18 protein-coding genes are annotated in these 24,156 nt (G+C 64.9%); 4 read left to right on the top strand and 14 right to left on the bottom strand.

What is annotated here, in order from left to right; translation table 11 throughout:
- Positions 1-3: 3 nt before the first annotated feature.
- The 7 genes from AC0L3P_RS11365 to AC0L3P_RS11335 form a co-directional block, all read right to left on the bottom strand.
- Positions 4-1,692 carry a methyl-accepting chemotaxis protein gene (locus AC0L3P_RS11365; RefSeq protein ID WP_275171622.1) on the bottom strand — a complete coding sequence of 563 codons (1,689 nt, stop codon included), beginning with the start codon at positions 1,690-1,692 and terminating at the stop codon, positions 4-6.
- A gap of 277 nt (positions 1,693-1,969) precedes the next feature.
- Entirely contained in the window at positions 1,970-3,940 is a 1,971-nt protein-coding gene (locus AC0L3P_RS11360; protein ID WP_473301897.1) for a methyl-accepting chemotaxis protein, read from the bottom strand.
- 195 nt (positions 3,941-4,135) lie between these two features.
- Positions 4,136-5,869 (bottom strand): methyl-accepting chemotaxis protein, encoded by a 1,734-nt coding sequence (locus tag AC0L3P_RS11355; protein ID WP_473301896.1) that lies wholly within the window; start codon positions 5,867-5,869, stop codon positions 4,136-4,138.
- A 208-nt stretch (positions 5,870-6,077) separates the two neighbouring features.
- Entirely contained in the window at positions 6,078-6,329 is a 252-nt protein-coding gene (locus AC0L3P_RS11350; protein ID WP_247298960.1) for a DUF6894 family protein, read from the bottom strand.
- Positions 6,330-6,493: 164 nt separating this feature from the next.
- Positions 6,494-7,093 carry a hypothetical protein gene (locus tag AC0L3P_RS11345; RefSeq protein WP_275171616.1) on the bottom strand — a complete coding sequence of 200 codons (600 nt, stop codon included), beginning with the start codon at positions 7,091-7,093 and terminating at the stop codon, positions 6,494-6,496.
- A gap of 111 nt (positions 7,094-7,204) precedes the next feature.
- Positions 7,205-8,191 (bottom strand): acrylyl-CoA reductase (NADPH), encoded by a 987-nt coding sequence (acuI, locus tag AC0L3P_RS11340; protein WP_473301895.1) that lies wholly within the window; start codon positions 8,189-8,191, stop codon positions 7,205-7,207.
- A gap of 40 nt (positions 8,192-8,231) precedes the next feature.
- Positions 8,232-9,485 carry an MFS transporter gene (locus tag AC0L3P_RS11335; protein WP_354057178.1) on the bottom strand — a complete coding sequence of 418 codons (1,254 nt, stop codon included), beginning with the start codon at positions 9,483-9,485 and terminating at the stop codon, positions 8,232-8,234.
- Between the two features lie 355 nt (positions 9,486-9,840).
- Here AC0L3P_RS11335 and nadA point away from each other — a divergent pair, with 355 nt between their 5' ends.
- The 3 genes from nadA to nadC all read left to right on the top strand — a co-directional run bounded on the left by nadA (position 9,841) and on the right by nadC (position 13,643).
- A complete protein-coding gene (gene nadA, locus AC0L3P_RS11330) occupies positions 9,841-10,947 on the top strand; it encodes a quinolinate synthase NadA (protein ID WP_473301894.1) in 1,107 nt (368 codons plus the stop codon).
- 196 nt (positions 10,948-11,143) lie between these two features.
- The gene (locus tag AC0L3P_RS11325; protein ID WP_473301893.1) at positions 11,144-12,751 is read left to right on the top strand and encodes an L-aspartate oxidase; all 1,608 of its coding nucleotides are present in this window, start codon (positions 11,144-11,146) and stop codon (positions 12,749-12,751) included.
- Between the two features lie 13 nt (positions 12,752-12,764).
- The gene (nadC, locus tag AC0L3P_RS11320; protein ID WP_473301892.1) at positions 12,765-13,643 is read left to right on the top strand and encodes a carboxylating nicotinate-nucleotide diphosphorylase; all 879 of its coding nucleotides are present in this window, start codon (positions 12,765-12,767) and stop codon (positions 13,641-13,643) included.
- A 118-nt stretch (positions 13,644-13,761) separates the two neighbouring features.
- On the opposite strand, the gene AC0L3P_RS11315 is transcribed toward nadC, so the two are convergent.
- The 3 genes from AC0L3P_RS11315 to AC0L3P_RS11305 form a co-directional block, all read right to left on the bottom strand.
- On the bottom strand, positions 13,762-15,216 hold the full coding sequence (locus tag AC0L3P_RS11315; protein ID WP_473301891.1) for a cell wall hydrolase: 1,455 nt from the start codon (positions 15,214-15,216) through the stop codon (positions 13,762-13,764).
- A gap of 497 nt (positions 15,217-15,713) precedes the next feature.
- A complete protein-coding gene (gene ppdK, locus AC0L3P_RS11310; protein WP_473301890.1) occupies positions 15,714-18,656 on the bottom strand; it encodes a pyruvate, phosphate dikinase in 2,943 nt (980 codons plus the stop codon).
- A 96-nt stretch (positions 18,657-18,752) separates the two neighbouring features.
- Positions 18,753-18,908, bottom strand: a complete 156-nt coding sequence (locus AC0L3P_RS11305) for a DUF3096 domain-containing protein (RefSeq protein WP_007594951.1) — start codon at positions 18,906-18,908, stop codon at positions 18,753-18,755.
- A gap of 223 nt (positions 18,909-19,131) precedes the next feature.
- Between AC0L3P_RS11305 and AC0L3P_RS11300 the strand changes: the two genes are divergently transcribed.
- A complete protein-coding gene (locus AC0L3P_RS11300) occupies positions 19,132-19,485 on the top strand; it encodes a DUF1236 domain-containing protein (protein ID WP_007594952.1) in 354 nt (117 codons plus the stop codon).
- Between the two features lie 184 nt (positions 19,486-19,669).
- Here AC0L3P_RS11300 and glyS read toward each other — a convergent pair whose 3' ends face one another.
- From glyS to AC0L3P_RS11280, 4 genes are all read right to left on the bottom strand, one after another.
- Entirely contained in the window at positions 19,670-21,769 is a 2,100-nt protein-coding gene (glyS, locus tag AC0L3P_RS11295) for a glycine--tRNA ligase subunit beta (RefSeq protein WP_473301889.1), read from the bottom strand.
- Positions 21,769-22,704 (bottom strand): glycine--tRNA ligase subunit alpha, encoded by a 936-nt coding sequence (locus tag AC0L3P_RS11290; protein WP_473301888.1) that lies wholly within the window; start codon positions 22,702-22,704, stop codon positions 21,769-21,771. Before AC0L3P_RS11290 ends, glyS begins: the two co-directional genes overlap by 1 nt.
- A 206-nt stretch (positions 22,705-22,910) precedes the next feature.
- Positions 22,911-23,102 (bottom strand): hypothetical protein, encoded by a 192-nt coding sequence (locus tag AC0L3P_RS11285; RefSeq protein ID WP_473301887.1) that lies wholly within the window; start codon positions 23,100-23,102, stop codon positions 22,911-22,913.
- 115 nt (positions 23,103-23,217) lie between these two features.
- Positions 23,218-24,126, bottom strand: a complete 909-nt coding sequence (locus AC0L3P_RS11280) for a S49 family peptidase (RefSeq protein ID WP_473301886.1) — start codon at positions 24,124-24,126, stop codon at positions 23,218-23,220.
- Between the last annotated feature and the right edge of the window lie 30 nt (positions 24,127-24,156).

Raw genomic sequence — 24,156 nt, 5'->3', positions numbered from 1 at the left:
AGGTCAGGCCGCGCGAACCGATTCCAGGAATTGCGCGACCTCGACCTTGAGACGGGTGCTGTCCGTGGCCAGCGATTTCGCCGCCGACAGCACCTCGGTCGAGGCCTCTCCGGTCTCGATCGCACCGCGCTGCACGTCGGTGATGTTCGACGAGACCTCCTGCGTGCCGACCGAGGCCTGCTGCACGTTGCGCGAGATTTCCTGCGTCGCCGCGCCCTGCTCCTCGACGGCGGCGGCGATGGCCGCGGCCACCTCGGACAGCCGCTCGATGGTGCCGCCGATCTCCTGGATGGCACTGACCGATTCCTGCGTCGCCGCCTGGATGCCCGAGACCTGCGCCCCGATCTCGCCGGTGGCTTTCGCAGTCTGCTCGGCCAGCGCCTTGACCTCGGAGGCGACGACCGCGAAGCCGCGGCCGGCCTCGCCGGCACGCGCGGCTTCGATGGTCGCGTTCAGCGCCAGCAGATTGGTCTGGCCCGCGATGGTGTTGATGAGCTCGACGACGTCGCCGATGCGGGACGCCGCCTGCGACAGCGCGTTGACGCGGTCGTTCGTCCGCGTCGCCTGCTCGACGGCCTCCGCCGCCATTCGCGCTGAATCCTGCACGCGGCGGCTGATCTCTGTGATGGAGGACGACAGCTCCTCCGAAGCCGATGCCACCGCCTGGACGTTGGTCGAGGCTTCCTCGGAGGCGGCTGCGACGACGGTCGCGAGTTCCTGTCCGCGCTGCGCGGTGTTGGTCAGCGTCGAGGCGGAGGCCTCGAGCTCGGTCGAGGCCGAAGACACGGTGCCGACGACCTCGCCGATCATGGCTTCGAACTTGCGGGTGATGGCGTCGACGCGGCGGCCGCGTTCGATCTTGGCCTCGGCGTCGCGCGCAGCAGCCTCGTCGGCGGCCTTCTTGGCGATCAGCGCCTCCTTGAAGATCTGCAGCGCATCCGCCATCGAGCCGATCTCGGTGCGCTCGCCGCGATGCGGCACCTCGGCCGAGAGGTCACCTTCGCCGAGCGACTGCATCGGGCGGATGATCGAGGCAATGCCACGAGAAACGTCGCGCACGAGATAATAGGCGGCGCCGATCGCGATCACGACCGAGAACACGATGATGCCGACCAGCACGCGGAAGATCATGGCGTAGCTGTCGGCGGCCTGCTTGGTCTCCAGCTCGGCGCCGCGATTGTTCATCTCGATGCCCTTCTGAAGCAGCGGGTCGGCGGCCTGGGCCATCTTCGCGACTTTGGTCTGCAACAGCTCGTTGGCGTCGGTCGGGAAGCGGCCGACATTCTTGCGCGACAGCGCCATCACGTCCTGCACGCCGTTCAGATACTCGGCCCACGCCGTGCTCCATTGCCCATAGAGCGAGCGCTCCTCGGCGGTGGTGATTAGCGGCTCATAGACCTTGCGCGTCTGGTCGATCCGCGCCCGCAGCGAGGCCAAGCGCTTCTCGGCGGCGTCCTTGCCCTCGGCGGTGTCCTGCATCAGATGCAGGCGCAGCGCGACGCGCAGCTCGTTGATGTCGGCGCGAAGCGAGCCGAGCGCCCGCACGCTGGGCAGCCAGCTCTCCGCGATCTCGATAGTATGGGAATTGATGTTCTGCATGGTGCCGATCGCCGTCACGCCGACACCGGCGAGCGAAAGGACGAGGACCGACAGCACGGCCAGAAGCTTGAAGACGATGGACAATTTCGACATCACGACAAATCCCGATGTTACCTAGCAACGCGCAAATTGTCTGCGCCGCAAATCACCACGACGGTGGCGAGACGGAGGTCAGTTCAACAATGCTGGCTGGTTCTTATCCCGTGAGATTGCACCCATAGTTGCAAGCAGGCGTTAACAGGGAGCTACGTAAAATTACGGGACAAGCCTGATAGTCGCTATTTCTCCTGCAACCATCCGTTGCACCTGCACAGCCCCCTCATGCCGCGACGCGCGCCCGCTTGCGCCGCAACATGCGAGGCGGCCGCCGCTACGCCGCCCGTACCGATTCCAGGAAGCGCGCGACTTCGCTCTTGAGCCGGTTGCTCTCCTGCGACAGCGATTGCGCAGCAGAATGCACCTGCGCCGAGGCAGCCCCGGTTTCGCCTGCCCCGCGCTGCACGTGGCCGATATTCGCCGAGACTTCGGAAGTGCCATTCGCGGCGTGCTGGATGTTGCGGGAGATCTCCTGCGTAGCGGCGCCCTGCTCCTCGACCGCGGCGGCAATGGTCGACGAGATCTCCGACATCCGCGCGATGGTATCGCCGATCTCCTTGATCGCACCGGCTGAGTCTTGCGTTGCGTTTTGGATCGCACCGATGTGCTGGCTGATCTCGCCGGTGGCCTTCGCAGTCTGCTCGGCGAGCGCCTTCACTTCGGTCGCGACCACGGCAAAACCCTTGCCGGCTTCGCCCGCCCGCGCCGCCTCGATCGTTGCATTCAACGCTAGCAGATTGGTCTGGCTGGCGATGGTGTTGATCAGCTCGACCACGTCGCCAATGCGGGAGGCGGCCTTGGTCAGCTCGGCGACGCGCGCGTTGGTGCGCTGGGCCTGCTCGACCGCGACATCGGCGACACGCGCCGATTCCTGCACCTGACGGCTGATCTCGGAGATGGAGGAGGTCATTTCCTCGCTCGCCGAAGACACCGACTGCACGTTTGCGGAGGCCTCTTCGGAGGCGGCCGCCACGACAGTAGCAAGCCCGTTGCCGCGCTCGGCGGCCTGCGTCAGCGTGTTCGAGGACGCCTCCAGCTCGGTTGCAGCCGACGAGACAGTATCGATGATCTCGCCAACCGCGCCTTCGAAATTATCGGCAAGCCGGCGCATGTCGGCCTTGCGCTGCTGGCGCCCGCGCGCCTCAGCTTCGATCTGCTCGGTGCGCAGCCGCTCGGCCTCCGCCATGTTGGTCCTGAACACCTCGACGGCACCAGCCATCTCGCCGATCTCGTCCTTGCGCCCGATGCCGGGAACGGAAATCGAAAGCTCGCCGCGCGCAAGCCGCGTCATCGCACCGACCATGCCGGCAAGCGCCTTCGAGATCGAACGCCCCAGAAGGAAGCCGACCGCGGCGAGCACGACGACGGTAATGGCGAAGGCGACCATCATCCACATGCGCACGGCATCGCGGGTCGCAGCCTCTGCAGCTTCGGCCTTCTTGTAGAGTCCTTCGACTGTATTGCGCACCTCGACCATACCCGGCTCGAGCTCGCGGAAGATCTTCATCATGCTGGCGTCAAGGGCTGCGCTCTGCTGTGCAGTGTCGGCCCACGCCGTGAACTCGGACTGGTATTTCTGCAGCTTGGCCGTGATGTCGTTCATCACAGCCGTAGGAACTGCGACGACCTCTATCGCCTTGGAGAATTCGACTGCGGCCTTCTTAATCTCGGCGATGTATTTTTGGTCGCGCCGCAGCATGAAGTCCTTCTCATGCCGGCGCATCATCAGCATCCAGCTCGTGGTCCTGGGATCGTCGATCTCCTTGAGCTTGGCTTCGATGTCGTGCACCGCGGCGCGGAGCGAGCCGGACAGGCCCAGCGTCTCGCTCAGGCCGAGCCGGGTCTCCGCGGCAACCAATTTGCCGAAGTCCGACGCGTATCGCTTGAAGCCGTCCTGGGCCTGCTTCATCCGTTCGGAGAGCGCGCTCATGCCGCCGGCCGCCATCAGACGCTCGACCTCCTCGAAATCGCGGTTGATCGGCCCGATCAACTCCGCGTGCGCCTTGGCGTAGCTCTCGTTCCGGCGCTGCTGAAAGTTCTTCTCGTTGCGGCGCGCCTCCAGCATCTCGATCGAGAGCTGCTTGTCGAGATCGGCAATCGCACGAGCCCGGTTGGCGACGGCGCGGGAGGCGTCCTGGGAGAGGCTGCCAATCTGATAGATCGCGCCGAAGGCGACGAGACCCAACAATCCGAACAGTCCGATCGCCATGACCTTATGGGTGAGGCGAATGGAAGGGCCACTCATGGGATGTGCTCCAATACGATCGATACGCAATACAAGCAGGGCGACTCAGCGCCCGGAATATTGCGGAGATCATGACTGCATCGGTTTTCCGGAAGGTTAACCGTGCGCGGTCTTCGTCGCGTCTCCGCGATATTCACGCGCGCAAATGCCGCGCCTCTACGCGCGGCGGTTGCAGTTCTCTCAGAACATGCCGCGTCAGGCCGCGCGCACGGTGTCGAGGAATTTGCCGACCTCGAGCTTGAGGCGATTGCTGTCGCCCGACAGCGACTGTGCCGCTGCCAGCACCTGCGACGATGCCGATCCGGTTTCGCCCGCGCCGCGCTGCACGTCGGTGATGTTGGACGAGACCTGATGGGTGCCCTCGGCCGCCTGCTGCACGTTGCGGGAAATCTCCTGCGTCGCCGCGCCCTGCTCCTCGACGGCCGCGGCGATCGTGGACGATATCTCGGACAGCTTTTCGATGGTGTTGCTGATGGCGCTGATCGCGCTGACCGAGTCCTGCGTTGCCGCCTGAATGCCGGAAATCTGCTGGCCGATCTCGCCGGTCGCCTTCGCGGTCTGCTCGGCGAGCGCCTTCACTTCGGAAGCCACCACGGCAAAGCCGCGACCGGCCTCGCCGGCGCGTGCCGCCTCGATGGTGGCATTGAGCGCCAGCAGGTTGGTCTGGCCGGCGATGGTGTTGATCAACTCGACCACGTCGCCAATGCGAGCCGCCGCCTTGGACAATTCGCCGACACGATCGGTCGTGGTTCGGGCCTGGGTAACCGCCTCGCTCGCGACCCGCGCCGATTCCTGCACCTGCCGGCTGATCTCGGTGATCGAGGACGACAGCTCTTCGGTCGCAGAGGCAACCGACTGCACATTGGTCGACGCCTCCTCGGAGGCCGCGGCCACAACTATCGTCAGTTCCTGTGCCCGCTCCGCCGTCGAGGTCAGCGTCGAGGCCGAAGCCTCGAGCTCCGTCGCGGCCGAGGAGACGGTGTCGACGATCTCGCCGACGGCGCCTTCGAAACTGTCGGCAAGCCTGCGCATGTCCGCCTTGCGCTGCTCGGCCGCCATCTGGTCCTGCCGCATCTTGGCTTCCGCTTCCTCGCGCGCCTTCTGCTCCGAGACGACCTTGAATTTCTCGACGGCCGCGGCGACGCCGCCGACCTCGTCCTTGCGGCCGAGACCCGGCAGGACAACAGAGAAGTCACCGCCAGCGAGCTTGTCCATGGCAACCGTGAGCGCGCGGATCGGCCGGGCGATGGTCAGGAAGGACATCAGCCACGAACCTATGAGGACGAGCACGGCGCACGCGCCGACCACCATGCCGAGACGCTCGCTCGCGGCCATCTCCTGTGTCGCGGCAGCGATTTCTTCCTCGCTTTTATGCTTGGCGAAATCGGCAATCTCGCTGGTCAAATTATCCAGTTGCGTAGCGAGCGGCAGCGTCACCTCACGGACATGGCGCGCGCCTTCCTCGGAAATCTTGGCGGCGCGGGCGGGGTCCGTGGCCGCCACGGCAATGGCCTCGCTGCGAACTGAGGCGTTCTGCTGCGCGCCCTTCAGGTAATCGGCGGACGTAGACTTGAGCTTCTCCATCCGCGCGCGATTTTCCGGGGAGTGCGTCAATCTGAGCATGGAATCGACGACGCCGTTCAGCGCTTTCGACCGCTCAAGCAGAGTCTCGCTCGCCTTTTGCAAGTCACCCTGATTGTTGGCAAGACGCATGTCCCGTACAGCGAGCTGCATGCCGCGTATCCCAAGCTTGGCTTCGGTGGCCTCGCGCACCAATTCCTGCTGCGCAATCGCTGCTTGGTTGGAATGACGCACGGTGTTGTTGCCGATGACCTGGCTCGCGATCATGGCGCCGACGAGAATAACGCCGAACGCCGAAGCGAGCGCGAGCTTGGTACCGATTTGCAGATTCTGGATGAGTTTCGACATGGGCGCGTTTCCCGGGGATTACGCGGCCAAGTCATTGTCGGCCGCCCTCGGCGTTGATCGCCCTTGCCTAAAAACTGAGCCTCAGGTGTGGTGATCCGGTTAACGACCGCCCCCGGACAAATACCGGACTCGCCAGAAATCCCTTGAAATACGGCACGTTCCGCGCGCTTAACAGGTTAACCACACGCGGCGGTAGGATGCCCGATTTCTAGCCAGTGCGACCGAGGGCCTTCTGGCTCTCGCCGATCAGGCTGATCCGGAACACCGGCTCCTTGTTCTCGTCGAGCAGCTCCATGCGCCATTCGGCGTTCTGCTTCAGGCCGCGCGAGATGCCGCCGAGCAAATTGGCACAGACTTCGGTCATCTCGGTCCAGGCCGCAGCGCGATCCTCGAACTCATATGGCTGGTCGGCAGCACCGGAATAGCGGCCGGTGCTGATACGGAAGAAGTACAGCGACATCGTTGAACCCTTTGATCGGGCCGCGCCCCCCGGCCGTACGCAAACTGGGGCGCGAACAGCTACCAACGCATGAAAGCCGCCGTCCGTATGACTACGGCGCGGCGGCTTCGTGTCTGATGACAGCCATCAACGGTAAAGTGCGCCGAGTGTCCCGCGCAGCCAACTCACTGGGTCGAGCGGCGCAGCTCCAGCGGGGCGTCGTCCCTGGCGGGCTCTGATTTGGCTTGCGGCTTCACCGGCTCGAGCCGGCTGCTCTCGACGCGCGGGGTCTCGACACGCGCGGCGACTTCGGTGTTGGGCGTGCCGACCGAACCCGTGTGTTCCGAAGTGCGCAGCGAGCGCGGCCGCGCGACAGCGCGCGCCATCAGCATCTGGTTGCCGCCCTGGTGATGGAAATCGCAATAGGCGAAGCCCATTCCCGACACCGAGCCGCGGAAACTGCGATCGTCGGTCTTTTCAAGGTTGAAACAGGGCTCGAACGGAATGCCCTTGATCGAGGCGCAGACGTTCTGGCCACGGATCTGAAGCGTGTTGCCGGGCAGGCGGAGATGTTTCACCGGACCTGCACCCGAGAACTGCACGGCGCCAGCGGCGCCGAGGTCGTCCATGATGCGGCCCGCGCCCCGGGTGCCGTCAAAGCAGGTGAAAGCAAACACCTTCCCGGCGACGAAGCGGCGCGCCTCATCGGCGTTCATGCTTCCAGCAATGGCCGGCGCGAACGTCGCTACCGCCGTGACCGCCCCCAACACAATACGCGCAAGCATGCTCAACTCCGAACCAACCCGCAGCGGGCTATGCCTTATCTCTTTACCCGCTGCTTACCATACTAACCATGGCGACATTGAAGCAGCATGGTTGGTAAAGTCTGAACGCCGTTAGACAATTTTTACCACCGTGCGACCGCGGACCTGGCCGGCCAGGATTTTAGCGCCCCACTCCGGAACGTCGGAAAGCGGGATTTCGTGAGTGATTTCAGCTAGTTTCGTCGGATCCAGATCGGACGCCAGGCGTTGCCAGGCGGCTTTCCGCGGCTCGATCGGGCACATCACGGAATCGATGCCGAGAAGGCACACCCCGCGCAAAATGAAGGGTGCGACGGAAGACGGCAGGTCCATGCCGCCGGCCAAGCCGCAGGCGGCGATCGCGCCGCCATACTTCGTCATCGACAGGAGATTTGCGAGCGTGGTCGAGCCGACGCTATCGACGCCACCTGCCCAGCGCTCCTTGGCGATGGGCTTGGCGGCCGCCGACAATTCATTGCGATCGATCACCTCAGTCGCGCCGATCTCTTTCAGATAGTCCGCTTCGGACGCACGGCCGGTGGAGGCGATGACGTGATAGCCGAGCTTCGAGAGCACGGCGGTTGCGACCGAGCCGACGCCACCCGCCGCGCCCGTCACCACGACCGGACCGCTCTTGGGCGACAGCCCGTGCTTCTCCAGCGCCAGCACGGACAGCATCGCGGTGAAGCCGGCGGTGCCGATCGCCATGGCGTCGCGCGCCGACAGGCCCTGCGGAAGAGCGACCAGCCAGTCGCCTTTCACCCGCGCCTTCTCGGCGTAGGCGCCGAGATGGGTTTCGCCCATGCCCCAGCCGGTGCAGACGACCTTGTCGCCCGCCTTCCATTGCGGATGCGAGGACTGCTCGACCGTGCCGGCGAAATCGATGCCCGCAATCATCGGGAAACGGCGCACTACCGGCGCCTTGCCGGTGAGCGCGAGGCCGTCCTTGTAGTTCAACGTCGACCATTCCACGCGGACGGTCACGTCGCCCTCCATCAGCTCGGCTTCGTCGAACTGCGTGAGCTGCGCGGTGGTGCCCTTGTCCGCCTTGTCGATCCGGATCGCCTTGAAAGTGGCCACAGCAAAACTCCCTGACTTGTTTCAGGGGATGTTTAGCCGATCAGGCAGGCTGCGCAACCGCCCGCTGGACCGGTTTCTCCACGATCGGAAGATTGATGAGCGCCGAGAGCACGCCGAACAGGATCGAGAGCCACCAGATCGGCGTGTAGGAACCGAACCGCTCGAACACGATGCCGCCGAGCCAGACGCCGAGGAAGCCGCCAACCTGATGGCTGACGAAGGCGAAACCATAGAGGGTGGCGAACCAGCGCGTGCCGAACATGATCGCGACCAGCGCCGAGGTCGGCGGCACGGTCGACAGCCAGGTCAGGCCGGAGACCGCTCCGAACGCAATCGCCGAGAACGGCGTGATCGGGAACGAGATGAAGGCAAGCGTCGCAAGCGCGCGGGTGAAATAGATGGTCGAGAGGATGTAGCGCTTGGGCAGGCTGTTCTGGAGATAGCCGACGCTCAGCGATCCCATGATGTTGAACAAGCCGATCGCCGCGATCACCCAGCCGCCGATTTGCGTGGAGATGCCGCTATCGACCAGGAAGGCCGGCAAATGCACCGTGATAAAGGCAAGCTGGAAGCCGCAAGTGAAGAAGCCGAGGACAAGCAGCACGTAGGAGCGATGGCCGAAGGCTTCCGCGAGTGCTTTGGTGAAGGTCTGTTGGTCCGCAGGCGCCGCGTTTGCCGTGCTTGCGACCGGCGGCGTCGAGAGCGCCAGCGCCAGCGGGATGATCAGCAGCATCAGGAAACCGAACACGGTGAGCGCCTGCTGCCAGCCGAAATTGTCGATCAAGGCCACACCGATCGGCGCGAACAGGAACTGCCCGAACGATCCCGCCGCAGTGCCGGCGCCGAGCGCAAGGCCGCGCTTCTCGGCCGGCAAGAGCTTGGTGAACGCCGAGAGCACCAGATTGAACGAGCAGCCGGCGAGACCGAAGCCGACCATGACGCCGGCGCCGATGTTCAGCGACAGCGGAGTCGAGGAATAGCGCATCAGGAGCAAGCCGCCGGCATAGAGCAGAGCGCCGACGCACATCACCCGGAACAGGCCGAAGCGATCGGCGACCGCGCCGGCGACGGGCTGGCCCAATCCCCACAGCAAATTCTGAAACGCGATCGCGAGCCCGAACACGTCGCGGCCCCAGGCATATTCATGGCTCATCGGCTGCACGAAGAAGCCGAGCGCCGAGCGCGGGCCGAAGCCGAGCATCCCGATCGCGCAGCCGCAGAGAATGATGATCGCCGGCGTGCGCCAGGTGGAGGAACGGGAAACCGAACCGAGTTCGCCCATCTGTGTCGACATGCTGTTCCTCGTGCGTCGTCGCGGATTTCGCAAAATGGCAACCGCGAGCCAGCTCGTTTAATGCATTTGCATGAAAACCCCAAGTCAAAAACGATTGCATTCCGCGAAGAGCTGGCGCCGGAGCATTGCATTTCCTCGCGGCCTTATCCGACGCGCGCCGAGCGTCCGACCTAACGGATCCGGGTGTCCATTTGACGGAAATGTGTGCGGCGAGATCTGGCGGCCTGCCGCGCAGGGTGTTATGTTTGATTTACTCAAGTTGAGCATATTCGATAGTCCACCGGCCCCTCGGCCGGATTTCTCAGGCTAAAGATATACTCATACTGAGCATAATTGACATGCACGGGAGGCTTGGATGCCGCTAACTGGAATTTACGGCCCCGACGACTTTGCCAACCGGCCCCAGGGCCACGTCATCACCACGGCACGGGCCGAGCAGGCGCGAACCGGACCTTCGCTGCCGATGCCTTCGCTGGAATGGACGCCGGAGGTCGAGCGAGCCACCGCACCGCTTTACGAGCGCGTGAAACACGTCATCCCGCCGATCGAATGGCCGCTGATGGCCCCGACGATCAAGGCGATCAACGAGCTGAAGCAGGCGCGGGGCGCGGTGATCCTCGCGCACAATTACCAGGCGCCGGAGATCTTCCACTGCGTCGCCGACATCGGCGGTGATTCGCTCCAGCTCGCCATCGAAGCCACCAGGGTGAAGGCCGATATCATCGTCCAGTGCGGCGTGCACTTCATGGCGGAGACGTCGAAACTGCTCAATCCGGACAAGACGGTGCTGATCCCCGATACGCGCGCCGGCTGCTCGCTCGCCGCCAGCATCACCGGTGCCGACGTCCGCCTGCTCCGCGACAAATTTCCCGGCGTGCCTGTCGTTGCCTATGTCAACACCTCCGCGGAGGTGAAGGCCGAGGTCGATATCTGCTGCACCTCGTCGAACGCGGTGCAGGTGGTCGAGAGCCTCGGCGTGCCGAGTGTGATCTTCCTGCCGGACCGCTATCTCGCCACTTACGTGGCCTCGAAGACCGACGTGAAGATCATCGCCTGGAAGGGTGCGTGCGAGGTGCACGAGCGTTTCACCGGCGCCGAGCTGCGCAGCTACCGCGAGGCCGATCCCTCCGTTCAGATCATCGCCCATCCCGAATGCCCTCCGGATGTGCTGGCCGAGGCCGACTTCACCGGCTCGACCGCGCACATGATCAACTGGGTGCGCGAGCGGCGGCCGCGGCGGCTGGTGATGATCACGGAATGCTCGATGGCCGACAATGTGCGCGCCGAGCTGCCGGATGTGGAAATACTGCGCCCCTGCAACATCTGCCCGCACATGAAGCGCATCACGCTGGCCAACATTCTGGAGAGCCTGCTGACGCTTCGTGAAGAGGTGACGATCGATCCCGCACTTGCGGACCGCGCAAGGCGCTCGGTCGAGCAGATGATCAATTTGAGGAACTAGCAATACACCTGCCGTCGTCCCGGCCTAGTGCGCAAGTGCGCACGGGGGGCCGGGACCCATAACCACCGAACGCCGTCGTTGCAAAGGACAGCGTCGAAGAGCTGAGCCAAACAACAGCTGCTGGCGCGTATGGTCCCGGCCCCCCGTGCGCAATTGCGCATTAGGCCGGGACGACGGCGAGAGCTTGGAGAATGCTATGACAACAAACAACATCCACACCCTCAGCCGCAGCGCCGACGACGTCATCATCGTCGGCGGCGGCCTTGCGGGATTGTTCTGCGCGCTCAAGCTCGCGCCACGGCCCGTGACATTGATCTCGGCCGCGCCGCTCGGACAGGGCGCGTCGTCCGCATGGGCGCAAGGCGGCATCGCCGCGGCAATGGCTGAAGGCGATACGCCGGAGGCGCACGCCGCGGACACGATCGCGGTCGGCGGCGGCATCGTCGACGAAGCGGTGGCGCTCGGCATCGCACGGGAAGCCGCGCCGCGGATTCACGATCTTCTCGCCTACGGCGTGCCGTTCGACCGCGATCTCGAAGGCCGGCTCGCAGTCGGGCGCGAAGCCGCACACTCGGCGCGGCGCATCGTGCATGTGCGCGGCGACGGCGCGGGCGCCGCCATTATCGCGGCGCTGAGCGATGCCGTGCGGTGCACGCCGTCGATCCGGCTGATCGAAGGTTTCGTCGCCGAAGCGCTGTTGACCGAGGACGGCGCCGTCACCGGCCTACAATTGCGCAAAACTGGCGAGGCGGAAGCACGCCCAATCCTGCTCGCCGCGCGGACGATGGTGCTCGCCACGGGCGGCATAGGCCATCTCTATGCCGTCACCACCAATCCGCGCGAGGCCTGCGGATCCGGCCTTGCGATCGCCGCACGCGCCGGCGCGGTGATCGCAGATCCCGAGTTCGTGCAGTTTCACCCGACCGCCATCATGGTCGGCCGCGATCCGGCGCCGCTCGCCACCGAAGCCTTGCGCGGCGAAGGCGCGACGCTGATCAACGGCCGTGGCGAGCGTTTCATGGTGGCGCGCCACCCGCTCGCCGAGCTCGCACCGCGCGACATCGTGGCCCGCGGCGTGTTCGCGGAGATCTCGGCCGGACGTGGCGCCTTCCTCGATGCGCGGCAGGCGCTGGGCGCACGTTTTGCCGATAAATTCCCGACCGTTCATGCAAGCTGCATCGCCGCCGGCATCGATCCCGCCACGCAGGCCGTCCCGATCGCACCGGCGGCGCACTATCACATGGGCGGCATCGCGGTCGACGATCGCGGCCGCAGCTCGATCGACGGGCTCTGGGCCGGCGGCGAAGTGTCGTCCACCGGCGCGCATGGCGCGAACCGGCTGGCGTCGAATTCGCTGCTCGAGGCCGTGGTCTACGCCGCACGCATCGCCGATGACATCGCCGGCCGCACCAGCCCCTCGCCCGCCCGCCTTGCGGACGTGGTGATACCGCGGGGCGGCGCGCCGGATGCTGCGGCCGTGAAGCAGCTGCGGATGCTGATGAGCGCGCATGTCGGCGTGATCCGCGATGATGACGGGCTTGCGGACGCGGTTCGCAGCTTCGCCGCGCTCGAACACGAGGCCACGAGCATCGCGGTCCGCAACATGGCAACGGCAGCCCTGCTCGTGGCGGCATCGGCTTGGAACCGGTGCGAGAGCCGCGGCGCGCATTTCCGCTCCGACCACTCTGCGGACGATCCCGCACTCGCGCAACGCACGATGACGACGCTCGCAGCAGTGCGCGAGATCGCGGACAGCCTGACCAAATGTCCGAAATCACGAACCGCGCAACCCTTGACCGTCTGACGGAGTTCTTCCCATGATCACCCCGATCTCTCTGCAATATCCCGACGCCTTCCTCTCCCCGCTCGCGATCGACGGGGCCGTGCTGCGCGCGCTCGATGAGGATCTCGGACGCGCCGGCGACATCACCTCGCTTGCGACGATTCCCGAGGCAACGAAGGCGCAAGCGATCCTGGTCGCACGGCAATCCGGCGTGATCGCCGGCTTGCCGCTGGCGCTCGCCACCTTGCAAAAGCTTTCGCCTGACATCGAGGTACGCGCACATGTTCGCGACGCCGCGCGCGTCGGCCGCGGACAGCAGGTGCTGACGATCTCGGGGCCGGCACGCGCCATCCTCACGGCGGAGCGGACCGCGCTGAACTTCGTCGGCCGCATGTCGGGCGTTGCGACGCTCACGGCGGACTATGTTGCGCGCACCGAGGGCACCCGGATGCGAATCTGCTGCACGCGAAAGACCACGCCTGGGCTGCGCGCGTTGGAGAAATACGCGGTACGCTGCGGTGGCGGCTTCAATCACCGCTTCGGGCTCGACGACGCGATCCTGATCAAGGACAACCACATCGCGGTCGCCGGCGGCATCCGCCCGGTGCTGGAGCGCGCCCGCGCCCATGCCGGCCATCTCGTCAAGATCGAGATCGAGGTCGACACGCTTCCGCAGTTGCGCGAGGTGCTCGACACCGGCCTTGCCGATGCCGCGCTGCTCGACAACATGGACATTGCGACGCTGCGCGAAGCCGTTGGGATCAACGAGGGACGCCTCGAGCTGGAGGCATCTGGCGGTGTCACCCTGGACTCGATCCCAGCCATCGCGGCGACCGGCGTCGACTACGCCTCAGCCGGCGCGCTGACGCATTCGGCGCCGAATTTCGACTGCGCGTTGGATATCGAGGCGTGAGGTCGGTCTTACCTCTCCGTCATGGCCGGGCTTGTCCCGGCCACCCACGCCTTGCGACTCGGTGCAAAGAACGTGGATGCCCGGGACAAGCCCGGGCATGACGAATTCTTGTGAACGCCTACCTTCGTTCGCTTACGCCCATCTCGGCGGAGCTCTTGGCTTCCTGGGTGAGCTCGGCGGAGAGCGCGGCGGTCTGCGCGGGGGTGCCCCAGCTCGGTTCCTCGCTGCCGTCGCCCCAGGCGCGCGGGCGATAGAAGGTGTGGACGCCGGTCTTGTACATCTTCTTCATCTCGGCGACCCAGGACGGGCGCACCCAATAGGCGTGGTAGTGCGTGGACTTGCCGACCTCGGGCAGCCAGATCTGGCCGTCGAGCATGGCCTTCGAGATCTTTTTCGCACGCTCCCACATCTCGGGCTCGCGGATCACGTCGGCATTGTTGTCGCAGGCGAAGGTGAACTGGCAGGCGAGATGGCGGTGCTTGTTCTGATAGACGGCGCCGCACACCGTGTCCGGATATTTTCCGGAGAACACGCGGTTCATCACCACCTGCGCAACCGCCATCTGGCCGCGCACGGCCTCGCCGCGAGACTCGAAATAGATGGCCTCCGCGAGGCATTTTTCGGACTTCGCGCGCGACTTGTCGTCGAGTGCGAGCCGCTCCGCCGGCGATCTGGCGCGCTGGTTGTCGACGTTGACCTCACCCTTCGGCGCGACGCTCTCGCCGCTTTCGATATCCCTCGCAATATCCACCGACGGCGGCGACAGCGAGGCCGTCACCTTCATGTCGGGGTCGGGCATCACGATCAGCGGCTCCGCACCAGGTTGCCAGCTCTCGATGCTCTCGACATTGCCGCCGAGCGAGGAGCTGCCGAAGAACAGGTTCGAGGTTTTGACGCGGAATGGATCGCGCGGCGGTGCAGCCGGAATGGTGGCCTGCTTCAGCGCTTCGAGCGGCTGGAGCGCGAGCGAGCGCGCAGCGTCGCTGGCTTGTGGCGCATTGGTGTATTGCGGCAACGGCGGCGCGCGCAGCGCTTCCGCGAGTTCGGGGTCGAGCACGGCCGCGGACTCCGGCGACATCGCCTGTGGCAAAGCGACAGTCTTGGCGCCGAACACCGAGCTGTTCGACGTCGCGGGATCTTCCTGCGTCGGCGCTGCCGTCGGCGCGCCCGCTTCGGGAGCCTGCGTCGGTATGACCGTTGCGAGGCGATCACCCTTCATGGAGCGATCGACCTTGGGAAAATCGGCGGCCTGGTAGCGCGGCGGCGCCTGAAGCGCCGGATTGCGGCTGATCCCGCCGGTGACGTCGCGGCCGTCGAGGCTCGCGAGGCGAACCATCGCGCTCTGCGGAGCCGAAGTGCCGATCGGCCGGGAAAAACTGTAAGTGGCGAGCTGGATGGAGGACGCAGCAGAGAACACCTGCCTCTGCCAACGCTCCGCGACGCCGGGTTGGCGCGCCAGCAGCGAGGCAATGTCCTGATAGCCGGTCTCTCTCGGCATCAATGCGAAGATGCAGAGACCGATGCCGAAGGACGCGAACCGCGCGCCCTTCGGATGGGTACGCAACAAAAACATCGATACGCTCACGCTACGCTTACGCTAGAAAAATCGAGCCGCAGTACATCCGTGCAATTCGATCTTTATCGTGAGTATCTAATTTAGGTTGCCGGGGCGTTAATCGGCGTTGCGCATGCGGCACACGCAAGCAATCGCAGGTGTTTTCACGGGGTGACGATGCGCCTTGGTAAATGCGCCCTCACGCGACGGGGTAAACAATTGGTCAACGCGAATGGTGAAGGAACCCTTGCGCGCACGTATCGCCACGGGCCGCGCGGTTCGGTTCCATCGTCACATCAACAACCGCTGTCATGCCCCGCGAAGGCGGGCATCCAGTACGCCGAGGCTTCTGCGTTCAAGCACTGACGTCTCGGCGTACTGGATCGCCCGGTCGAGCCGGGCGATGACAGCGAGTGTGTGGTGGTCGCGATGACGGTGTGGCGAGAGCATCGCTTCAAATGACAGAGGCGGGGTTTTGCCCCGCCTCTTTCGCTCTCAACATTTCAACTCGTCGCTTATGCCTGGCTCGCGACCGCCTTGCCGAGCGCGGCTTGCGCGGCGGCGAGGCGGGCGATCGGAACGCGGTAGGGCGAGCAGGAGACGTAGTCGAGGCCGATCGCGTGGCAGAAGGCGACGGAGGCGGGATCGCCGCCATGCTCGCCGCAGATGCCGACCTTGAGCGAGGCGCGCGTCTTGCGACCACGTGCGACGCCGATCTTGACGAGCTCGCCGACGCCTTCCTGGTCGAGCGCGACGAAGGGATCGATCGGCAGGATGCCCTTGGACACGTAGGTGCCGAGGAAGCTCGCGGCATCGTCACGGCTGATGCCGTACGTCGTCTGCGTGAGGTCGTTGGTACCGAACGAGAAGAACTCGGCGCTCTCCGCGATCTCGGCCGCGAGCAGGCAGGCGCGCGGCAGCTCGATCATGGTGCCGACCTGATAGGTCAGCTTGGTGTTGGTGTCGCGCATCACCGCCTTTGCGGTGGAGTCGATGCGCGCCTTGACGAGGTCGAGCTCCATCTTGGTGGCGATCAGCGGTACCATCACCTCGAGGCCGACGGCCTTGCCGGTGCGCTTCTCGGCCTCGACCGCCGCTTCGAAGATCGCACGCGCCTGCATCTCGGCGATCTCGGGATAGGCGATCGCGATGCGGCAGCCGCGGAAGCCGAGCATCGGATTGAACTCCGACAGCTCGCGCGCGCGGTCGGCCAGGCGCCGCGGGTCGGTGTTCATGGCGCGCGCCACTTCCTCGACCTCGGCATGGGTGTGCGGCAGGAACTCGTGCAGCGGCGGATCAAGCAAACGGATCGTGACGGGCAGACCCTTCATGATCTCGAACAGCTCGACGAAGTCGGCGCGCTGCATGGGCAGCAGCTTTGCCAGTGCAGCGCGCCGCGACTGCTCGTCCTCGGAGAGGATCATCTCGCGCACGGTGCGGATACGCGTCTCCTCGAAGAACATGTGCTCGGTACGGCAGAGGCCGATGCCTTCCGCGCCGAACTTGATCGCGGTGTGCGCGTCCTCCGGCGTGTCCGCGTTGACGCGCACGCCGATCTTGCGGACCTGGTCGGCCCATTTCATCAACGTGCCGAACTCGCCGGACAGTTCGGGCTCGATCATCGGCATGCGGCCGGCCAGCACCTGGCCGAGCGAGCCGTCGATGGTGATGACGTCGCCGGTCTTGAAGGTGCGCGAGCCGATGCTCATGGTGCCGCGGCCGTAATCGACGCGGATGGTGCCGCAACCGGAGACGCAGGGCTTGCCCATGCCGCGCGCGACCACTGCAGCATGCGAGGTCATGCCACCGCGGGTGGTCAAGATGCCTTCGGCGGCGTGCATGCCGTGGATGTCTTCGGGGCTGGTCTCGATCCGGACCAGAATCACCTTGCGGCCGTCGGCCTGAAGCTTGGCCGCTTCGTCCGAGGAGAACACGATCTCGCCGGAGGCCGCACCCGGCGAGGCCGGTAGGCCGGTCGCGATCACGTCGCGCTTGGCGTTGGGGTCGATGGTCGGATGCAGCAGCTGGTCGAGCGAGGCGGGGTCGATCCGCGTCACCGCTTCCTTCTTGGTGATCAGGCCTTCATTGGCGAGTTCGACCGCGATGCGCAGCGCCGCTTTCGCGGTGCGCTTGCCGCCGCGGGTCTGCAGCATCCAGAGCTTGCCCTGCTCGACCGTGAACTCCATGTCCTGCATGTCGCGGTAGTGCTTCTCAAGCAGCGTGTAGATCCGCGTCAGCTCCTTGAAGGCCTCCGGCATCGCCGATTCCATCGACGCCTTGTCGGAGCCCGAGTCCTTGCGCGCTTCCTCGGTGATGTCCTGCGGCGTGCGGATGCCCGCCACCACGTCCTCGCCTTGCGCGTTGATCAGGAACTCGCCGTAGAGCTTGCTCTCGCCGGTCGAGGGATTGCGCGTGAAGGCAACGCCGGTCGCCGAGGTCTCGCCCATGTTGCCGAACACCATGGCCTGCACGTTGACCGCGGTGCCCCAGGATTCCGGAATGTCGTGCAGTCTACGGTAGGTCACCGCGCGGGCGTTCATCCAGGATGAAAACACCGCGCCGATCGCGCCCCAGAGCTGGTCGTGCGGATCCTGCGGAAAATCCTTGCCGGTTTCGCGCGCGACCGCGTCCTTGTACTTGCCGACCAGATCGACCCAGTCGTCGGCGGTGAGATCCGTGTCGAGCGTGTAGCCCTGGCTGTCCTTGAAGGTGTCGAGGATTTCCTCGAAATGATGATGCTCGAAGCCGAGCACCACGTCCGAATACATGGTGATGAAGCGGCGATAGCTGTCATAGGCGAAGCGGCGATCGCCGGACAGTTCCGACAGCGCTTCCACCGTCTCGTCGTTGAGGCCGAGATTGAGCACGGTGTCCATCATGCCCGGCATCGAGGCGCGGCCGCCGGAACGCACGGAGACGAGCAGCGGGTTCCTGGAATCGCCGAAGATCTTGCCGGTCAACTTGCCGACATGGTCGAGCGCCTTCTCAACCTGCGACTTCAATTCCTTCGGGTAGGACTTGTCGTGCGCATAGAAGTAGGTGCAGACCGAGGTCGGAATGGTGAAGCCCGGAGGCACCGGCAGGCCGAGATTGGCCATCTCGGCGAGGTTGGCGCCCTTGCCGCCGAGCAGATCGCGCATCTCCGCTTTGCCCTCGGCCTTGCCGTCCCCGAACGTGAACACCCACTTGCCGGCCTTGGCCGCAACAGGCGCAGCCTTGGCTAGGGCAGCCTTGCTCGGTGCCGGCTTTACGGCGACCTTCGGCGCAACCGGCTTCGTCGGTGCCTTCGCAACAGCCTTGGAAGCCGGCTTGGCAACCGGCTTAACAGCGGCTTTGGCCACCGGCTTCGGGGCGCGCTTGGCAAGTGCCTTGCGGGCCGCCGGCGCGGCTTTCGCCTTGGCGGAGGACTTTGATTTCGCTGGCATTTTCGCTGGAGTTTTCGAGGCGGCTTTGGCCATAGCTTGCACACAACCTGCGAGAGGAATGGGTAATTGCGGGCCTTACACCACTTTGGGCAGGTCCGCGCAAGTCGGAGAGTTCCGTAGAATGAAGGCCTAGAGATGGAGCCACTTCAACAATCCGAGCCCGATCGCACCATTTATGATGAGAAAGATCGCGACGATCAGGTTCAACAGGCGCGGCATGATCAGGATGAGCACACCCGCAAGCAGCGACAGGATCGGCGAGATGTGGGCGACGGTGATGTGCATGAATTTTCTTTCCGTGGGGTGGGGGCGAATCGCGGCGGGATCATAGCGGACTGGGTTCCGCGGGTAGAGACGCACTGGGGACGCGCGAGTTCCCGGCTTCGCGAAAACTGCCCGAAAATGCCGCGAATGCGGCGGGCGTTTTCCGGAACATCGCGAAGACGCATGCATTGGCAACCGGTCGCGCCATTGGCGCTTCCCGAAAACCTTCTCGAAGGAGTTGCCCATGCGGAACAGGATTCTTGCTCTTGCAGCGCTCGCGGCCGCGATCGGCTCGCCCCTTGCGGCGCAGGCGCAAAGCAGCGTCACCGTGGGACGCGCGCCCGTCGTCGTCGACAGTGGCCCGACCATTGCGGTCGAGCAGCGGCCGGCTTTCCGCGACTATGTCGTTGAACAACGTGTGCCGGCTTTCCGCATCCCGGATCGCGTGGTGGTCGGTGCCACCTTACCTGAAAGCGGCGTCACCTATTATGACGTGCCGCAACGTTTCGGCGCTACCACCTATCGCTACACCGTCGTGAACGGCGAGACCGTGTTGGTCGAGCCGCGCTCGCGGCGCATCGTCGAGGTGATGGACTAGCGTCTTCAGGGATCGACTAGGTGTCCGGCGCGTCACATCAATCAGGCTGACGCGAGCAGTATAGTCGGACATCAGGCCCCGCCCGGTCCTCCCCCCGCCGGGCGGGGCTTTTTGTGCTTTCGTCATTCCGAGGCGCGCGAAGCGCGAGCCCGGAATGACAGTGTTGGCGGCCGCGAGACCGCGCTCAATCCTGGATCTTCGAGAAATCCGCCACCGCACGCGTGGCGCTGCGGATTTCGTTGAGCAGCTTCAGGCGGTTCTCACGCACCTTCGCATCCTCGTCGTTGACGCGAACTTTCTCGAAGAACGCATCGACCGGCGGGCGCAGCTTTGCCATCGCGCTCATCGCAGCCGCGAAGTCTTCCTTGGCGACAGCAGCGCTTGCCTCCGCCTTCACTTCGCCGATCGCATTGGCCAGCGCCTTCTCCTCGCCGAGACCGTAGAGCGCGGCATCGGGCGCCCCGTCGACCGTGCGCTTGTCCTTCTTCTCCTCAATGCCGAGGATATTGCTGGCGCGCTTGATGCCGGCGAGCAGGTTCTTACCGTCCTCGGACTCGAGGAATTTGCCGAGCGCCTCGACGCGGCGGACGATCATCAGAAGGTCGTCCTGGTCGCCGAGCGCGAACACGGCGTCGACGAGATCGTGCCGCGCGCCTTGCTCGCGGAGTTGGACCTTGAGGCGATCGGCGAAGAAGGCAAGCAGGTCGCTCGGAAGCTTCTGCGCATCGGCAGGCTTCAAGGACAAGCCGGCGAGTGCGGACGCCGCCATCTTCATGATCGACAGACGCAGTGCGTTCTCAGCGATCAGCCTGATCACACCCAGCGCCGCGCGACGCAACGCATAGGGGTCCTTGCTTCCCGTCGGCTTCTCATCGATGGCCCAGAAGCCAACGAGCGTGTCGAGCTTGTCCGCGAGCGCCACTGCGACGCTGACCGGATCGGTTGGCACGCGATCAGCTGGCCCTTGGGGCTTGTAGTGCTCCTCGCAGGCCGCGGCGACGGAGGCATCCTCGCCCTGCGCGAGCGCGTAGTACTTGCCCATCAGGCCCTGCACCTCGGGGAATTCGCCGACGACTTCGGTCAGCAAATCCGCCTTCGCCAGATGCGCGGCGCGCGTCGCCTTAGCGACATCGGCACCGACCAGCGGCGCGATCTCGGCGGCGAGGCGTTCGATCCGCTTGATACGCGCGGCCTGCGTTCCAAGCTTCTCGTGAAACACGATCTGCTCGAACTTCGGCAGGCGGTCTTCCAGCTTCGTCTTCAGATCCGTCTCATAGAAGAACTTCGCATCCGACAGGCGCGGACGGATCACGCGCTCGTTGCCGGCGACGATGGTCTTGCCGCCGTCGGCCGCCTCAATGTTCGCCGTGAGGACGAACTTGTTCGTCAGCTTGCCCGTCTTGGGATCTTTGACGACGAAGCACTTCTGGTTGTTGCGGATGGTCGCGCGGATCACCTCGTTGGGGATCGCGAGATATTCCGCTTCGAACGATCCCATCATGACGACGGGCCATTCGACCAGGCCCGAAACCTCATCGAGCAGCACCTGGTCCTCGACCAGTTCGAACCCTTGCGCGAAGGTCAGTTCCTTGGCGTCGGCAAAGATGATGTCCTTGCGCGCCTGCGGATCGAGGATGACTTTTGCGGCCTTCAGCTTCGCTTCGTAGTCCTCGAAGCGGCGGACGGAAATCGCAGCCGGCGCCATGAAACGATGGCCGTAGGTGGTCTGGCCGGTCTCGATACCATCCACCGAGAATTTCACGACGTCGGGCTCTTCGGTCTCGAGCCCGAACGTCGCAATGATCGCGTGCAGCGGGCGCACCCAGCTCAGCGATCCCGGTTTGCCGGAGCGCGCGCCCCAGCGCATCGATTTCGGCCAGGGGAAAGTGCGGATGATCACAGGGAGAATTTCCGCGAGCACGTCGATGGCGTCGCGGCCGGGCTTCTCGATCAGCGCGATGTAGAAGTCGCCCTTCGGGTCGCGCTGGATCTTGGCCTCATCCAGCGACGTCAAACCCGTCGCCTTCAGGAAACCCTGCACGGCCGCATCGGCCGCGCCGATCTTCGGTCCACGGCGTTCGGTCTTCAGGTCAGGCTGGCGCGCAGGGATGCCGTGCACGGTGAGCGCAAGGCGGCGCGGCGTCGCGAACGCCTTTGCGCCCTCGTAGACGAGACCTTCGGCGACGAGCTTGTCGGTGACCATGCGGCGCAGATCGTCCGCCGCCTTGGCCTGCATGCGCGCGGGGATTTCTTCGGAGAACAATTCAAGCAAAAGATCGGGCATCAGGCCGCTCCGCCCGCTTCAGTATGGATCCAGGCCTCGCCGCAAGCTTTTGCCAATTCGCGCACGCGAAGAATGTAGCTCTGCCGCTCCGTCACCGAAATCACGCCGCGCGCGTCGAGCAGGTTGAACACGTGGCTCGCCTTGATGCATTGGTCATAGGCCGGCAGCGACATCAGATGGGCCTCGCGCTTGCCGTCCTTCCAGCCAGCTTCTAGGTACTTTCTGCACGCGCTTTCAGCCATCTTGAACTGCTCGAACAGCATCGCGGTGTCGGCGACTTCGAAATTGTGCTTCGAATATTCCCGCTCGGCCTGCAGGAAGACATCGCCATAGGTGACCTTGGCATCACCGTCGCGGCCGTTGAAATTGAGGTCGTAGACGCGATCGACGCCCTGCACGTACATCGCGAGCCGCTCGAGCCCATAGGTGAGCTCACCCGCGACCGGCGCGCATTCGACACCCGCGACCTGCTGGAAATAGGTGAACTGGCTGACTTCCATGCCGTCGCACCAGCACTCCCAGCCGAGGCCCCAGGCGCCCAGCGTCGGGCTCTCCCAATCGTCCTCGACGAAGCGAATGTCGTGCACGGCGGAATCGATACCGATCGCGGCGAGCGACTTCAGGTACAGCTCCTGAAGGTTCGGCGGCGACGGCTTCATAATCACCTGGAACTGGTAGTAGTGCTGCAGCCGGTTCGGATTCTCGCCGTAGCGGCCGTCCTTGGGCCGCCGCGAGGGCTGCACATAGGCCGCATTCCAGGGCTTTGGCCCCAGCGCGCGCAGCGTGGTCGCAGGATGGAAGGTACCCGCACCCATCTCCATGTCGTAGGGCTGCAGGATCACGCAGCCCTGCTCGGCCCAGAACCGCTGGAGCGCGAGGATAAAGCCCTGGAACGAGCGTTCCGGGCGCATATGGGCGGGCAAGAAGGCGTCCATCGTCAGATCGGGCTCTCGCGGGGGGTTGAATCGCGCGGGACCGTATCGACGGCAGGGGTGGGAATCAAGGCAAAGGGGGTGGAATGGCCGTCATTCCGGGGCGCCCGAAAGGCGAACCCGGAATCTCGAGCTTCTCAGGTGCGCAACTGCGCACCTAGTTCGATGCTTCGCATCGCCCCGGAATGACGGCGTATGAAAGACGCCAACTAACCCGGCCGATAGGCTCCAGTCACGGGATCCTGTTTCAGGGTCTGGACGGCTCCCATATGGGCGGCCTCGGCGACGCGCGAGAGGCGCATCTCCTCCAGTTCCTGGTTGATCCTGATAGCGGTCTTGTAGGCCCAGCGGACCACGGCAAGCCCGCCCAGGACGCCCGCGAATGCGACGAACGGCGGCATCGGTCGTTCCTTGTTCAGTGCTCAGCCCCACGTGCATTCTTGCGCAGACCGGACCGCACCGCAATTGGCCCAGCTTCAAGTCTCCTTGGGGCCAAATGGCGCGGCAGGGCTCCGTCTAGAACCCGAATTTCGCCCAGATCGCCCGCGTCTCGACCGCAGAGATCAGCTCGTCCGGCAGGCCGGCCATTGATTCCATGGCCGAAAGCTGCCCCGCGCCGGGCGATTTCCGGCCCAAAAGGCCGGAGAGCAGGCCGGTTGGCTGGGCAATCACGGGGGTGAGAACCTTCTCGCCAAAGCGGGCACGAAGAGTTGAGCGGAGATCGCCGATGCTGTCGGCGAGCCCCAGCGCGATCGAACTCTCGCCGGCCCAGTACTCGCCCGTGAACAGCGTGTCGTCGGAGCCCTTCAGGCGTGCGCCGCGGCTTTCCTTCACCAGCGCGATGAAGATCTGATGGATCTCGCGCTGGAGTGCCTTGAGCTTGGCGACGTCGTCGGGGTTTTCAGGAAGGAACGGGTCGAGCATCGCCTTGTGCGCGCCGGCGGTGTAGAGGCGCCGCTCGATGCCGAGCCGCTTGATCGCCTCCTGAAAACCAAAGCTGCCGCCGACCACGCCGATCGAGCCGAGGATCGAAGACGGATCGCAGATGATCTCGTCGCCGGCGCAGGCGATCATGTAGCCGCCGGAAGCCGCGACGTCCTCGACGAACACCAGCACCGGCAGCTTCTTCTCCGCCGCGAGCTGCTTGATGCGCAGGTAGATCTGGCGCGACTGCACCGGCGAGCCGCCGGGCGAGTTGATCACCAGCGCCACCGCCTTGGCGTTGCGCGTCGAAAACGCCCGCTCCAGCACCCGCGAAACGGTCGCGAGCGTCATACCCGGGCGCAGCGGCGTCACCGCGCCGATCACACCGGACAGCCGCACCACCGGCACCACGGCAGTGCCGGGACGGAAGCGCGCCGGCAGATATTGCATGAGCTTGTCGGCCAGGCCGGAACTCTCACGATCGTTCAATTGTTCGGCCATGCCGTTACCTCTGATTAACCATTTCTTATC

The organism is Bradyrhizobium sp. WSM4874, assembly GCF_055811835.1.
Note: the sequence above shows the minus strand (reverse complement) of the source record. Positions and strands in the feature narration are given on the sequence as shown.